General features: G+C 67.1%; 10 protein-coding genes. 8 read left to right on the top strand and 2 right to left on the bottom strand.

Annotated elements, in window-relative coordinates:
* Positions 1-64 precede the first annotated feature (64 nt).
* Positions 65-2,215: an FtsK/SpoIIIE domain-containing protein gene (locus EV641_RS12055; RefSeq protein WP_132471986.1), complete on the bottom strand. Its 2,151-nt coding sequence runs from the start codon at positions 2,213-2,215 to the stop codon at positions 65-67.
* A gap of 1,227 nt (positions 2,216-3,442) precedes the next feature.
* On the opposite strand from EV641_RS12055, the gene EV641_RS12050 reads away from it, so the two are divergent.
* From EV641_RS12050 to EV641_RS12015, 8 genes are all read left to right on the top strand, one after another.
* Complete coding sequence (locus EV641_RS12050) at positions 3,443-3,748, top strand: hypothetical protein (RefSeq protein ID WP_132471985.1); 306 nt, start codon at positions 3,443-3,445, stop codon at positions 3,746-3,748.
* A gap of 43 nt (positions 3,749-3,791) precedes the next feature.
* Positions 3,792-4,238, top strand: a complete 447-nt coding sequence (locus EV641_RS12045; protein ID WP_241997123.1) for a hypothetical protein — start codon at positions 3,792-3,794, stop codon at positions 4,236-4,238.
* Entirely contained in the window at positions 4,235-7,285 is a 3,051-nt protein-coding gene (locus EV641_RS12040; RefSeq protein ID WP_199233225.1) for an ATP-binding protein, read from the top strand. The genes EV641_RS12045 and EV641_RS12040 overlap by 4 nt, the downstream gene beginning before the upstream one ends.
* Positions 7,286-7,527: 242 nt before the next feature.
* Positions 7,528-9,666: a hypothetical protein gene (locus tag EV641_RS12035; RefSeq protein WP_241997170.1), complete on the top strand. Its 2,139-nt coding sequence runs from the start codon at positions 7,528-7,530 to the stop codon at positions 9,664-9,666.
* Positions 9,666-10,517, top strand: coding sequence for a hypothetical protein (locus tag EV641_RS12030; RefSeq protein WP_132471983.1), 852 nt, complete (start codon positions 9,666-9,668; stop codon positions 10,515-10,517). Before EV641_RS12035 ends, EV641_RS12030 begins: the two co-directional genes overlap by 1 nt.
* Positions 10,514-12,124, top strand: coding sequence for a peptidoglycan DD-metalloendopeptidase family protein (locus tag EV641_RS12025; protein WP_132471982.1), 1,611 nt, complete (start codon positions 10,514-10,516; stop codon positions 12,122-12,124). The genes EV641_RS12030 and EV641_RS12025 overlap by 4 nt, the downstream gene beginning before the upstream one ends.
* Before the next feature lie 219 nt (positions 12,125-12,343).
* On the top strand, positions 12,344-12,934 hold the full coding sequence (locus EV641_RS12020; protein ID WP_132471981.1) for a hypothetical protein: 591 nt from the start codon (positions 12,344-12,346) through the stop codon (positions 12,932-12,934).
* 12 nt (positions 12,935-12,946) lie between these two features.
* Positions 12,947-13,543, top strand: a complete 597-nt coding sequence (locus tag EV641_RS12015; protein WP_132471980.1) for a hypothetical protein — start codon at positions 12,947-12,949, stop codon at positions 13,541-13,543.
* A gap of 346 nt (positions 13,544-13,889) precedes the next feature.
* Here the strand turns inward: EV641_RS12015 and EV641_RS12010 are convergent, their stop codons facing one another.
* Positions 13,890-14,405, bottom strand: a complete 516-nt coding sequence (locus EV641_RS12010) for a helix-turn-helix transcriptional regulator (protein WP_199233224.1) — start codon at positions 14,403-14,405, stop codon at positions 13,890-13,892.
* Between the last annotated feature and the right edge of the window lie 13 nt (positions 14,406-14,418).

The raw sequence follows: 14,418 nt of genomic DNA, 5'->3' as shown, positions 1-14,418 counted from the left end.
AGCATCACTTCGATGGCAGCAGTGGCGGCCGACGCCGGGCGGTACATGTCGTCCTTCGAGGTGCTCATGCGGGCGCTCCCACGAGGTCGGGTTCGGGCAGGACAACGACGCCGGTGGCGTCGAAGGTGATGCGGGTCTTGACCCGTCCGGTGCCGACGGTCAGGACGGTCGAGGTCACCTCTCCCTTGGGGCTGCGGCGGACATCGACCTCGTCGACGGTGACCGGCACCAGTTCGCCGTCCTCGTCGTCGACGAGCACGGTCTGGCCTGCTTGCACGCTCGATGCTGGGATCACGTCGGCGAAGTCGTCGTCCTCCGGCTCCGGTGCGGGGTCGGTCGCGGTTTTGGTCATCGACACCGCGGCATCGTCGGGTCGTCCTGCACCGATGACGATCGGTTCCGGCACGCTGCCGTGGCTGCGGGCCCGTTTCGCCAGCGCGCGCTCGGATTCGATGAACTCGGCCAGCTCCGGCGAGTAGCAGGTGAACTGCGGCGCCTCGGTCGGCATCAAGCCGTCGATGATCGCTTTCTCACCGTCGGACAGCTGATTCCATTTGTTCGGATGCTTGTCGACGTTCGGGGTCCACCACATCTGCGCGTCGACCGGGTTGCCGTCGTCGCCGAGTGCGATGCCGCGGCCTTTGACCGAGGTGTCGACCTCACGCCCGACGGTGGAATCGCCCCACATCATCAGCGCGCCGTCCTGCGAGAGGTTACCGAGCGAAATGCGGGTGCCGAAGTTGTCTCGCGCGTTGCCGGAGGCGCCGCCGAACAGGGACGCGTCCGGACGTTGCACCCCGAGCAGCAGGCGGATACCGGCCGAGCGTGCGAGCACCGCGAGATCGGCCCATGCCCCGAGCGGATCGAGTTCTTTGAGCAACGCTTTCGTTTCGTCGTCGCCGGTCTTGGCCAGGCGCTGCCACTTGCCCGAGAGGATGAAGAATTCGTCGAGCACCGCGATCATCAGCGGCAGCTGTGAGCCTTCGATTTTCATCTGGTGGATGTAGGCGTTGCGGGCCATCATCTCGGTGTGCAGGGCGCGCACGAACATCGCTGCGCGCAGCGCGTCGTAGATGATTGCGCCGCACCCCGGGTAGCCCTCGAGTCCGTCGAGTTCGATCATCTTCGGATCGACCCCCACGAATGGAATGCCGCGGCGTGCGGCTTCGGTGAGCAGCGTGCGGATCACCGAGGTCTTACCGCCACCGGTGGGGCCGACGATCAGGCAGTGCGGCTTGTTGGAACTGGTGGATACATCCCAGAACATGATTCGGTCGGCGCTGCCGGTCGCGTAGGGAAGGTGGCGCAGGTTCTCGTCGACCAGGTCGAGCGGGTGGTCCACCCGGGTGGGCATGGCGGTGACCAGGCGCATCACGAGGTAGCCCTTGTCGGGGTACCAGTCGCTGGTCCAGTTGCGGCCGGATTCGTGCTCACCGGCGAGCGAGGCGAGGGCTTCCTCGACTTTCATCTGGAAACCGGGTGAGCCGGTGTTCATCGACTTCTCGAACTCGATCCGGTATCCGGTCTCGATACCGTTCTCGTCGATGGTCTCGACGCAGACCTTGGGGTTGGTGAAGATCGAGGCGCCGTCGAGCGCATCCTGAAGAGCTTTCTGCCGCTCGCTGCGGGTGTCCGGGGCAATCGGTGTGCGGGTGAGAACAAGCCGGTCGCGACTGGCCTCGTGCCGCACCGTCATGGCCCATGACTCGCTGCCACCGAACGCCGACTCCACCGCGCGGGACAGCTCCTCGAACTGCCGAGGCCGGATCACCGCGCCGCGCGGCATTTTGATCGTTGCGCGGCGGATCGTGCGCCAGCTGGTGGGCAGCGGGACCGTGACCTTCGTCGGGATGTGACCGGTGCTCTGCCGAACCATCGATTCGAGCATCTGCGACCACCGGCGAGCACGGTGACGGGAAATATCAGCAGCGATCAGCGGGACGGTAGCCGCCGCCAGCGGCCACCGGTAGTCGTGCAGCTGGGTCAGCGCCTCGACGACAGCGGCGCTGCCGGCGGCGGAGGCAATGAGGTTCGGACTGGAGAACGCCGCGGCAGCGGGCACCGCCGTCAGCGGTGAGGCGGGCACGAAGCGTCGGACACCAGTAGGCCGGCCGTCGTCGCCGACCTGACCGCCGCGAGTGGTGCCGTTGTCGCCGAATGTGTCGCGCCACGCAGCGACCGCCCAGTCTTTGAGTGGGTCTGGAGTTCCGCTCACTGCCTGCGCCTTTCGCTCGTGTCGGTCTCGTTCGGGGCGAGGTTCTGTTCGTGCCCGCGAGAAGAGTTGCAGAGGGTCCCCGTTTTCACCAACAGGGTGAACACGTTCCAGCACGCTCGGATGAGCCGATTTCGGGTACGGCCGTGCCCGGCCGATTGGTGTGCCGTCCAACATGTTCGAAGTGTGTCGAGAGCGAAGCATGTTCGGCGCTCGATTCACCGTCGTCTCGGGCGCTGACCGCAGCCGTGCACAGTGCTCACGCATCGCTGCGGTGAGCGCTCGGCACAGCGGTCGAGAACGCACTCACATCACGCTGTGTCGAGCGCTCATTCGAGCGGTGCATACAGCGGTCGCACACCGCTACGGCGAGCGCTCAATCGAGCGGTCGAGAACGCACTCGCATCACGCTGTGTCGAGCGCTCATTCGAGCGGTGCATATAGCGGTCGCTCACCGCTGCGGTGAGCGCTCGACCGAGCGTGCGCACATGCTCTCGCGAGCGGTGTCGGGGGCGCTCCCCACACCGCCGACTCACATCACCAGCAAGCGCAGTCCCGACCGGTGTATCGAGCGCTTCGGATAGCGTTCGACATGGGCGGTTGCGAATAGCGTTGGCGCCCGGCGGAATTCTGAGTTACACTCCCCCCCAAGGAACGCCGGGGGGGAGTGACCCCGGAGGGGTGGCCCCCGCGAGCGCTTTTTCGAGCGGCCTGATCCACCGCTGAAATTCATCACCGAATCCATCGCTGTTTTCGAGCGCTCATTCGAGCGCTTTTCCTGTGCTCAGTCGGCGCCCTCCGCGCACCCTGCCGCCCACGGTCCGCTCACCGCTCGCCGAACCCCGCTCTCGCACTGTGTGCGTACGGCGCCGGTATATGCGTACTGAGCCCCCCTATATGGGCATAGAACTACTACCGCCCCATAGGCATCCGAAGCGCGCCCACGAACGCGCCCCTTTCGTGTGCGCTGAAAGCGTGTGCGTGGACCGCCACTGCGAACCATGCGAGCGCGTATGTGAACGCCACTGCGACGCACCGGTACCCGCGTCATGTCTGCACCGGTTTTCGGTGATGTGTGTCGATGCGCGTTTTTCGGGTTCGATCTGCCCGTCGACCTCGGCGGATGCGCGCGGTCGGAGCGTTCACCCTGTTGGGGGAATTCGCCGTGCCGTTTTACGGTCTCGGCCATCCCATCTCGGGTGTACCGGCCGAACCACCACTGGAGTGTTCATGTCTCTCGCATCGAGCTTTGTCGAACTGGCGACCATCCCGCGCGGCGACGCGCTCGCCCAGACCACCGAGGTCAGCACCACCGGTGTCCGGGCGTGGATCGAAGACAACATCGTCGTCACGATCCTCGCGCTGATCTCATGTGTGGTGTTGATGGGCGGTCTGCGCGGCAACTTCTCGAAGGTCGTCACCGTCGGCGGTCTCTCGCTCATCGGCATGGCGTACATGGGCATCGCCACCAACCCGGACGCGGCGACCGGAATCGGCAACTGGGTGCTCGGTCTGATCGGCATCCAGGTCGCGTGAGCACCATGCGCGAGCACCGACCGACCAGCGAAGGACACCGACGGTGATCGACAACGACGACATGCTGCACCGCGTGGATCGGCACTATCTCGGCCCGACCGGTTTCACGCTGCCGTTTCGGCTGCGCTACGCCGCGGTCGGGCTCGGCGCGGTCATCTTCGTGACCGTCTTCGTCATTGCTCGCGCACTCGTGCAGGTTCCGCTCAGCTACACGTCGCTCGTATTGATCGTCGGGGTCAGCGCGGTGCTGACCTCGAAGGTGACGAAGTACGTCAATGCCGATCGCCCGGTCCGGTCGGTGGTCAAGGCCGCGTGGAACGACCTGAACGCACCGCGCCCGCCCAAGCCGGGTCAGACCGTCACGGTCCGCATCCCCGCCGCTTTCCGTACCTCGCGTCGTGCACAGGTCCACGACAGCGGGTTGCACTCCGGCGACCTCGTCACCCGCGACACCGACACCTCGTCGAACGAAGGGAACTTCTCCCGATGACCATGCAGTCCGACAACGACATCGCCGCGCTGTTCGATCCGAACTTCGACGAGCCCGAACCCGCGGTCGTTCCCCCGGGCGCGCTCCCCCCGTCATGGGCGGCCGCAATGGCGGCAGGACGCGGCCCCACACCCGCGGCGTCCGCTCCGATGCCGGCGCCGGAACTGGCGTGGTCCCGGGTGCCCGACAGCAGCATGGCGCCGCCCGCTCCGGCGGCCCCGCTCGACGCCGAACCACCGACCGGCACACGCTCGCGCAGGCGCACAAAGCGCGGCAAGACTGCCGACTCCAGCGCCGAGTTCGCTCGGCAGGCCAAAGCCGCGAGCAACCGCGCCGACCGCGACCGCAAAGCCGTGCGACTCGAGCTGGTCGGGGTCGAAGGCAACGTCACCCGCACCCGCACGCAGTCCACCGCGTGGTTCGTCCAGCCGCCCGGCCCGTGGAACATGCGCCCGGTGGGCCGGCAGCGCCGCTACATCCAACACGAAGCCCTGGTACTGGCGAACCTCGCCGAAGCCGGCGTGACCGGACTGCACCGCCGCCTGGTGCGCACCCCCTGGCCCGTGCGCCAATGGGCCCACTCCCACGACACGTGGGCCGAACCGATCCCCGACGTCCCCGGAGCGCTCTCGTGGGCGGACTACCTGCGCGGTCAGCAGCACGCACTGCTGTGGGGCAACCCGACCCAGAAGGGCCGCTACTGGGGCGTGGAGCTACCGCCGCGCGGGGCGCTGGCGATCGGGCTCGACACCGTCTCCGCGTGGCTGCTTCCCGTCGTCGACGCCCCGCTGGTGGGGCGTGTGGCGAAGATGGTGCGCAGATGGGCGCGCACGGCGTTCCTCAACGAACAGAAGGCCATTGCCGATCACCTCGCGACGATCGAGCGCATCCTGTCAGGCCAAGGCGCGGCTGCTCGGCCTGCCACCGCCGCACAGATGGACTATTTGCTGCTGCGCTCGGCGTCGCTCGGATTGCCGCTCGACGCTGAGGGTGTGATCTCCGGCGGCGGCGACTGGGAGCAGTCCGACGTGGCTGCGCTCGAAGACCTCACCGACCTCGCACTGACCCCCGGCGACGGCTACACCACCGTCCGCGGTCAGGTCGGGGGCCGCGACTACACCGGCTACGCGATCGTCTTGACGGTCGGGCGTATGGCGCCGCTGCCGATCCCGGAGCGGATGCTGCCGTGGCAGGTCATCGGTGACCAGTCCGGTGAGCCGCTCGAATGGTCCGAACGCATCCGCCTGAAGACCAAGAATCAGACCGTCAACAAGTTGCGCCGGTTGACCTCGAGCATCGAGGCCCAGTTCGACCACTACACCGTCGAGCACGATCAGGTGCCGCCGCAGGAACTCGCCGAGCAGCACGCGCTCGCGCAGCGGGTGATCTCCGACATCGAGGAAGACCATTCAGGTCTGTCGGCGCGCACCGAAGGCTGGTATCGGGTCGTCGTGGTGGGTTCGACACCGGCAGAGGCCAAGGAGAAGGTCTCGATGCTCCAAGAGATGTATGCCCCGCACATCCGCCTCGAACAGGAGCACGGCCAGTACCAGCTGTTGCGTGAATTCATGCCCGGCGAGCCGCTGGCGAACGTCGCGCACTGCCGCCGCATGAACGTCGAATCGCTCTCGGCCGGCATGGCCGCGGTCGGCGACCGTATCGGGGATCGCACCGGTGTGGTGATCGGCGAGACCGCGTCGATCGCACCGCGGCCCGCCGTGTGGGATCTGTTCGCCGCGCACGAGACGAAAGACAAATCCGGTCTGACCCCGATCGTCGCGGTGCCCGGTTCGGGCAAGACCTTCCTCGCGGGTGTGCTCCTCTACCAGGCCGTGCGTGCCGGCGCCTACGGTGTGGTGCTCGACCCGTCCGGACCGCTCAAAAAGCTCGCGCAGCTGCCCGAGTTCCGCGGCATCGCCGAGGTTCAGGCACTGACCGGCCGCACGTCGCGTCCCGGTTCGCTCAACCCGTACCGGGTGATCGTCGATCCGCGCCGCGACGACCCCGACTACGACCCCGCGAATCCGGATTATGCCGACGACCTCGACCCGGCGGCGGCCGCACAATCGCAGTACGAGGCCGATGTGCGGGCCGCGGCCGCGGAGCGAATCTCGGTCGCGGTATCGGTCCTGAAGATGATGCTCACCCCCGCGCGGCTCGATCACGAGTGGACCGAGACCGTGCTTCAGACTGCGGCGAACATGGTCGGCGGGCAGCGGCACCACAATTTGCGTGAAGTCCTCGAGGCCATCGCCACACTCGCCAGTGAGGACGAGAACATCGACCTACGCACGTGCGCGAAGAGCGTGTATCAGGACTTGACGATGATGTCCGATCTCGCCGAGGCACGGGTGCTCTTCCCCGGGCGCGGGACCACCGGAGACGCGGATGACGTTGTCAACGACCGCATTCGCCTGACCGTGTTGACGATGCCCGGTCTGCAACTGCCCCCGGAAGGTACCGACCCGGCGCAGTGGACGCCGCAGCAGCGGATGGCCGGCCCGTTGATGCACATGGCCGCGTGGCTGGCCAACCGTCTCGTCTACGAGCTGCCCCGCTACGAGCGCAAGGTGCTGTTCCTCGACGAGAACAAGTACCTCGAGCAGACCGGTGCCGGGCGCACCTTGAACCTGCGCATCGCACGCGATTCGCGCAAGTACAAGGTCCGCGCCCTGGTGTGCTCACAACTGCCCGATGACTATCTCGGTGTCGATGGCACCGACGACAAGTCGGCGCTGACGTACGAGGTGATCATCGGTGATCTCGGGGGCAACGCCCACGCCATCGCGGGCGCGCTGAAGTTGTTGAATCTGCCGGCCGGTGAAGGCTACGAAGCACTGTTGGCTGATCTCGGTGGCGGCGGTGAGGACACTTTCGATCCGGACACCAATACCGAGCGTGTGGATCAGGCACGGCGGTTCATCGTGAAGATGGCCGATGACATCGAGTTGATCCGGTCGGACTGGACGCATTTCGTGCACCTGGCGCATGTGTTCGAGGCGTTGGATTCGCGGGCGACCCGCGCTGCGATGGGTGGCGCGTCGTGAGCGCGCAGCGGCCCCGCGCGTCCCTGAGCGGACAGCACACATCCCTGCGCCGTGTCGGGTGGCGCATCACGAGCCCGCAGCAGCCTCGATCCACCATGAGTGGGCAGCCCACGTCCCTGCACCGTGTCGGATGGCGCATCACGAGCCCGCAGCCGCCCCGAGCCGCCCTGAACGGGCTGCGCCCTGCCCCGCGCCGTGTCGGGTGGCCTACGGGACTGATAGTGCGTGTTCTGACCGTGCTGATGCTCGCGGCGATCTCACTGATCGGCGTGGGCACCGGCGTAGCCGCGGCCAGCGGATTCGACTGCAAGGAAGTCCCGTCACCGGAGTTCCCCAACGAGACCATCGAGACGACCTTCGACTCGTCCAGCGCCAACCGCGCTCCCCTCGAAACCGGTGGTGGAACCGGATACGAGAGCTACGGGTGGGCCGGCCTGAAATGGCACACCTACGACCTCGGCTGCGGTGAAGACCTGGTCAAAGCCCCCGGCGCAGTCGGTGACACCACCCTGGGCAACACCTTCTTGACGATCGGCAAATCGCTCGCGGCCGCGGCATTCTGGCTCGACGACCAGACCAAGACCGGACAGGGCGCCGCCGAAGCGGGCATCACGCCCGCGATAACGCAGTTCGACCGCATCATCTATTCGATCTCCGACGGCATGAGCGGGGTCTACACACAGTGGCTGGGAATCGCCCTGACAGTGGTCGCCGCGATCGTGCTGTGGAAAGCATTGAAGGCCGACGCTGCCGGAGTCACGAAAACCTCCGCGATCGCCGCCGCCGGGCTGATGCTCGGCGCACTGTTCGTCGGCGCCCCGCAGAAGGCAGTCCAGGTCGCCGACGAGACATTCGGCTCGCTGATCACCGAAACCCAAGATCAGATCTTCTCGGTGCAGTTCGGGGACGGGCCGGGCGGCGGGACGCTCTCGGGTGGGCCCACCGACCCGAAGAACGTGCTGATCGACAAAGTCTTTCTGCCGGACTGGCGCACAGGCTGGTTCGGCGCCAACTACGACGCCACGGACGCTGCCGGGCTCGGTCCGAAGCTGCGCGATGCGCTGGCCTTCTCGTACGCGGAGCAGGAGCGAGTCAAGAACGATCCGCAAGCCCAGGCCGAGCTGGCCGAGCAGAAGGCCGACAAGTTCCGCGAGATCGTCGATGCCCTCGAATCCGACTACCAGTTGTCCTATTACCAGTTCCAGGGCAAGGACTCCGGGCGCACCTCCACCGGCTTCCTCGGGATGATCAAGCTGGCCCTGCCGTCGATGCTGTGGATCGGTGCCTCTCTGCTGAAGATCACTGCGCTGCTCGCGATCCGGTTCGCCATCCTGTTCGCGCCGCTGTGGGTGCCGCTGGCGCTCGCTGGTGGAGGTTGGCTGGCCCGCATCCTGCGCATGCTCGCCGCCGCCTACATGTGGGGCGTGGCCGGCGCGGTCATCGTCGCGCTCTACCTGATGGCGCTCGTACAGCTGTATGTCAACGACGACGGGCAGGTCGACGGCACCTGGCGGCTGTGGTTCATGATCCTGCTGACCGTCGTGTGCTGGGCGATCATGCGCCCGTTCAAACGCATGAGCCAGACCTTCACCCAGAACAGCGCGAGCATGGTCAACCGCAAGGCCCGCAGTGTGAAGCAGTCCATCAAGCGCAAGGCCTTTGCTGCTGCCGGCGCCGCCGCCGGAGTACCCGGCGGCCATCTGATCGCCGAGAAGGCCGCCGACCGGTGGGAACGCCGCACCGGTCGTGGCACCGAGAGCGACGACGGAAGCCATCACCGAGCCGACGGCGCAGAGCGGACTCCGACCAGGCCCGAGGGCCGCGGGCTCACGAACCGGCGGCAGCAGGCCCTCTCGAAGTCCAGAGTGGAGGCCCGCAAGGAACGCCTCGGCCTCGATGGCTGTTTCGGCGGCCGTCCTGCCGATACCGCGGCCGAACGAGATGCCCGCATCGCCGGGATCGCCGCTGTGGCCAGCCGGGACCTCGCCCGTGGGAAGACCCCGGTCGAGGGCACAGCCGCCGAACGGGCCGCCGCGACCGGCGTCTCCGCGTGGCGGCGACTGGACAAGGACGAGGCCGAGAGCCGCCGTCAGGAACGGACGGCCCGCAAGGAACTGCTGACCGCCAGCAGCGGGCAGCGGTGGGACGGTGGGGATCGATCGGCGATCGCGCCGATGAAGGTCTACACCCCGGATCGCCGTCGCGATTTCGCACGCGCCACCACCAACGCCGCCGCCAGCACCAGTGCCAGCACCGGTCCTCGGCAGTCACGCCGCGCTGCCCTGAGCGGCGAGCAGTCGACGACGGTCCCGGCACCCCGGCCACGGGTCTGGAATGCCCCTGCCCCGTCCGAGACCACCCCGAGAGACAGGTACCTCTGATGACTCGGTCCGGACCCAACCCTGTGCTCGCGCCGATCCGCCGGTGGGTGCTCTATTCACGCACCAATCTGGTTGTCTCGGTGGTCGGTGCGATCGCGGTGTTGTCGCTGGTCGGCATGGTGTTCGGGGAGGACCCGAAGCCACGGACCGTGGAGAACGCGACCGCACCAGCAGCCGCCGCGGCAACAGCCCCCGGAGTCGCGGCTGCGGCGGTTGGGGACGCGATCAGCCACGACCTCGACGAGGTCAGCGAGTCCGCGGTGGTCACCAAGACAGCGACCTGGGCCGCAGCCAGTGCGCCGGCCACCGCGATGGCATACGCGCACACCTTCGTCGACACCACACTCTCGGACACCGAGTGGACCCGCGCGCTGGGCCGCTACACCGCGGACACACCGGCCGCCACCACGGCGGCGGCGCGGCCCCGCACGCCCGTGGTCATCACCGGCCCCACAGAGAGCACCCTGATCACCGGCGCCGCAGGAGCACCGAGCGCACAGGTGACGGTCCCGACGCAGGCCGGGGATCTGTCGGTCTCCGTCGTGGTCGACGAGCTGCCCGACGGCACCCAGCGGTGGGTGGTCGACACTCCCCTGCCGACACTGGATCTGTCCGAGGTCGAGAAGCTCGCAGTGGCCCCTGCGCCCACGCATGTCGCGACCGCACCCCGGCCGACGTCGACGTCGACGCCAACCTCGACCCCAACCTCGGCACCGACGACCTCTCCGTTGTCGTCCGAACCCGACGCGCCTGAGTCCGAGCCGAGTCGCACGGTCGAGCCCACCCCCGTTCCGGTACCGGGTCCGATCCCGATTCCGGAACTCGATACCCCGATCCCGGGACAGCTGTGAACCTCGGCCGCGCCGGCAAGGCGCTGCTACTCAGCGGCGCGGCCTCCGTCGTCATCGGCACAGCCGCGTGTTCGACGGGGGCGCCGGTGATTCCACGGGACCCGTGCCGCACCATCCCCACCGACACCAACACCGACACCGGCAGCTCCGCGGCAGCCTCACCGGACGCAGCGCTGTCGGTCTCCGGCCCGATCCAACTACCAGTCGGTCCTGGAACCACCACCCACACCTCCGGATTCGGTGCCCGCTGGGGCACACAACATCAGGGCGACGACCTCGCCGGACCGGTCGGCACACCGATCCTCGCCGCACTCGACGGCATCGTAGTCGCCGCAGGATCCTCGGGAGAAGGACCTGGAGTCGGATTCGAGAACTGGGTGATCATCGACTCGAACGTCGACGGCTCCCCCGTGAGCACGGTCTACGGACACATGTTCGCCGACGGCATCCACGTCACCGCAGGACAGCAGGTCACCGCAGGAGAGCACATCGCCGACATCGGAAACGCCGGCAGCAGCACCGGGCCGCACCTGCACTTCGAGTACTGGCAGGGCGGCCGGTTGCAGGGCGGCACCCCGATCGACCCGGTGACCGTCCTGCCCGAGATCGCCCAGCAGAACGGCGGGACACCGGAGCCCGTCGACGACCAGCACGACAGCGACGGCGACCAGGACAGCAACATCCAGCTCGTCTCCGCGTCCCGGTCCACCGCCGACTGCTCCGGATTCGGCATGGCCGGCGGCGGCGATCTCGCCTTCGGAACCGTGCCGGCCGAGTTCGAGCCGTGGCTGCGCCGCGCAGGCGGGGTCTGCCCGGAAATCGACTCGCCCCTGCTGGCCGCGCAACTCCAACAGGAAAACAACTTCCGCCACGGACCGAACGCCCCCGTCTCACCGTCCGGCGCGATGGGACCAGCCCAATTCATGCCCGGCACCTGGGCCACCTGGGGCAAAGACCACGACGGCGACGGCACCATCGATCCGAACTCCATCGGGGACGCCGTGATGTCGCAAGCCCACTTCATGTGCACGCTCCACCAGGACGTATCCAGCGTGTCGGGTGATCCGATCGAACTGGTGCTTGCGGCCTACAACGCCGGTCCCGGCGCGGTGCTGATGCACCGCGGAATCCCGCCGTATGCCGAAACACAGAACTACGTCGCCAAGATCACCGCGGCCCGCGCGGCGTTCACCAACCCGAACTCGCGGGGCCGGTTCCTGCCGAACAGCGCGGGTGACAACGGTCAGGTCGTTGCCGCGGCACGCGAGTACCTCGGCACCCCGTACGTCTGGGGCGGCGGCGGAACCGGTGGTCCCAGCGGTGGAGGGTTCGACTGCTCGGGCCTGACCTCGTTCGCCGTCCACGCAGCCAGCGCCGGCACGGTCTCGCTCCCCCGCACCTCCGAACAGCAATGGACCGTCGGGGTCGAGGTCCCGATCGAGCAGGCACAACCGGGGGATCTCGTCTTCGGCAGCTGGGGCCCGAACGGGCCGGGCCACGTCGGGATCTACTCCGGCAACGGCCAGATGGTCCACGCGCCGACCACCGGCGATGTGGTCAAAGAAGCTCCCCTGCAAGCAGGGATGAAAGCCCGCAGGGTGATGTGAGGGGACGTGTCATCTTTACTGTTCATAGCGCATTTTCCGGCGGATACCGAGCCCTTTCGGTGGCAGCTGCACCCTTGTTGTGCAACATCGAGTGCGGACCTCTCATGGTCTGCCGGCGGGAATGAGGGAGCGAGGGGCGGTGGGGTTCACCTGTTCGGGCATTAGGGGACGTGTCGTTTATGCTGGTCAACTGCTGTGTGATACGAATCGGAGGGACTTGTGAGGGCGAAGAAGCTTGTCGTCGGGGTGCTGGCTGTCGCGGTCGTCGGCCTCGTCGCGTATTCGTGTGTGCCCCGCCAGGGCGAGGTCGAGGGCTCGGCGACGGCCGGCTCGACGACGACCAGCTCGCCGGCGCCGACCACGACGGTCGTCTCCCCTCCTGCGGCTGCGGAAATCACGACACCGTCGCCGGCAGCTCAGGCAGCCGAGGGCGCCGCGAGGCAAGGGTTGACCGTGGCGTTCACCTGGTACCCGGCCACCGATGCCACCCAGAACGATGCATACGGACGTGCCCGCGAGTGGCTGACCGAGTCCCTGGCCGAGCGCATGGTCATCGACGCCCGCACCGAACGCGGGCCCGGTGTGCAGTGGGCGCAGTGGGCCGAGCAGCAAGCGAAGGTCATCGCCGACGTCAGTATCGAATGCTCCGGCTGCCCGGAGGACACGGACACCGTCGTCCAGCGGGTGGCCACCATCAAGCAGACCGCGGTGTCCGGCAGCGGCACCGATACCGTCGAGCCCGACACCACGGTGTGGGTCACGATCGTGCGCGAAGGCGACCGCTGGCTCATCGACGAGATCCGTTACTGACCCGGAGGTCCTGTGAAGCTGAAAAACCTTGCTGCCGTCCTGATCGCCGCAGCGTGCGCAGCCGGTCTCGCGGCGTGCGGTAGCGACGAACCCGCAGCCCCCGCTCCTGCCGTCACCCCGAGCACGGCGAAAGCGCCGGCGGAAATATCGGTCTTCGGTGAGGACAGCTCCGACATCCTCTTCCGAATTCATGAACAGAACGCGACGGCCATCATCGAGACCGTGGAAGAACGCGGGGGGACACCGGAGCAGGCGGTCGCTGCTCTTCTCGCTGGTCAGGCCGAGACGGGCTGGAGGTCCGGGTTGTCTCTACCGGCGCCGGCGGCCGATATCTCAGACATCTACGGGTGGCGGTTCGCGTACAACATCGGCGCCGATTCCACGGATGCTGTGCGCGCCGCGACGTACACGTTCATGGACAACGCCGCAGCCGTGAACGCCGACCCAGCCGATCCGGTGGCGTATGCGCTGGCGGTGCAGCACGCCGACGAGCGCGAGTACGTCGAGGACGACCGCTACTACAAGAACGGCGAGACCCCCGCCTCGGAGTACGCCAAGGCCCACCCCATCGCCGAGTCCGCGTACACGGAACTGCGCAACGCGCAGTAATTCCCACCCACCCCCGGGGACGTGTCGTCAAACCTGGTCAAAGTAGTTTTCTGGCGCATTTCGATATCGGGTGGCAGGCGTCCTGCCCCGCCAGCGCGGTCAGATATCGCGCAATTGTGACGGGCGCCACATCATTTGCGTCACATGCGCCCCCGGGATAAGTTTCGTTCTGCTCGGGGGAGTGTCTTCTTCGCGCGCGCGCCAGTCGGTTGAGTGATTCCCGGCTGGAAGCAGAGGGCCCACGAAAATCGTGAGGTCTGCTTCCAGCTACCCGGAATCGGAGGACGACATGCGCAGTGCAAGCACCAGCATCGAGAGTCGCACCACCAATTTCCGGGCAGGACAATTACGCGGGTGCACCCGGCGGTCTATTTCGAGCGCGCGCATGAGCTGCACGCAGTTCGCTTTCCGAAATTCCGAGCGCGGCGGACATTTTTTGGGCCACGGAATCCGAGAGCGAGATCACTCCACGCTCCACACAGCTCACAGTCTGGGTAGTGATGCCAGCCTTGGCGCCGAGTTGAGGCTGCGTCATACCTCGCAGCACACGCCAGTCTCCCGGATAGCGTTCAGTTTCGGGAACCCGCACCAGGTCAGAGATCGCCACGCCGAGTATTTCGGCGACCCGCGCGAGCAGGTCTACCTGAGGCGAGGCCGTACCGCTCTCCCAGCGCCGAAGTGTTTCGGTGCCGATCTTCGCGAGTCGTGCGACTTCCGTCTGCGCGAAGCCGGACTCGTGACGAGCGTGGCGCAGAGCGTCCTGATTGAACCCCCGTATTACTCGACGGCTCACCGTCCGCGCCCTCCTTGTGAAGTCGTCATCGGTAGACACTGTGCCGTCCTCTCGATACGATGCGCGCATACGGGTTGATTCA

Origin of the sequence: Rhodococcus sp. SMB37, from assembly GCF_004345605.1 — a bacterium.
Taxonomy (GTDB): Bacteria; Actinomycetota; Actinomycetes; order Mycobacteriales; family Mycobacteriaceae; genus Rhodococcus.
This window is presented reverse-complemented; position numbering and strand designations above follow the sequence as displayed.

What these genes read in the sequence shown, in the direction of transcription:
- EV641_RS12050 (WP_132471985.1), top strand. Translation starts at nt 3,443, where the DNA reads ATGTCTCTCGCATCGAGCTTTGTCGAACTGGCGACCATCCCGCGCGGC.
- EV641_RS12040 (WP_199233225.1), top strand. Translation starts at nt 4,235, where the DNA reads ATGACCATGCAGTCCGACAACGACATCGCCGCGCTGTTCGATCCGAAC.
- EV641_RS12035 (WP_241997170.1), top strand. Translation starts at nt 7,528, where the DNA reads ATGCTCGCGGCGATCTCACTGATCGGCGTGGGCACCGGCGTAGCCGCG.
- EV641_RS12030 (WP_132471983.1), top strand. Translation starts at nt 9,666, where the DNA reads ATGACTCGGTCCGGACCCAACCCTGTGCTCGCGCCGATCCGCCGGTGG.
- EV641_RS12010 (WP_199233224.1), bottom strand. Translation starts at nt 14,405, where the DNA reads ATGCGCGCATCGTATCGAGAGGACGGCACAGTGTCTACCGATGACGAC.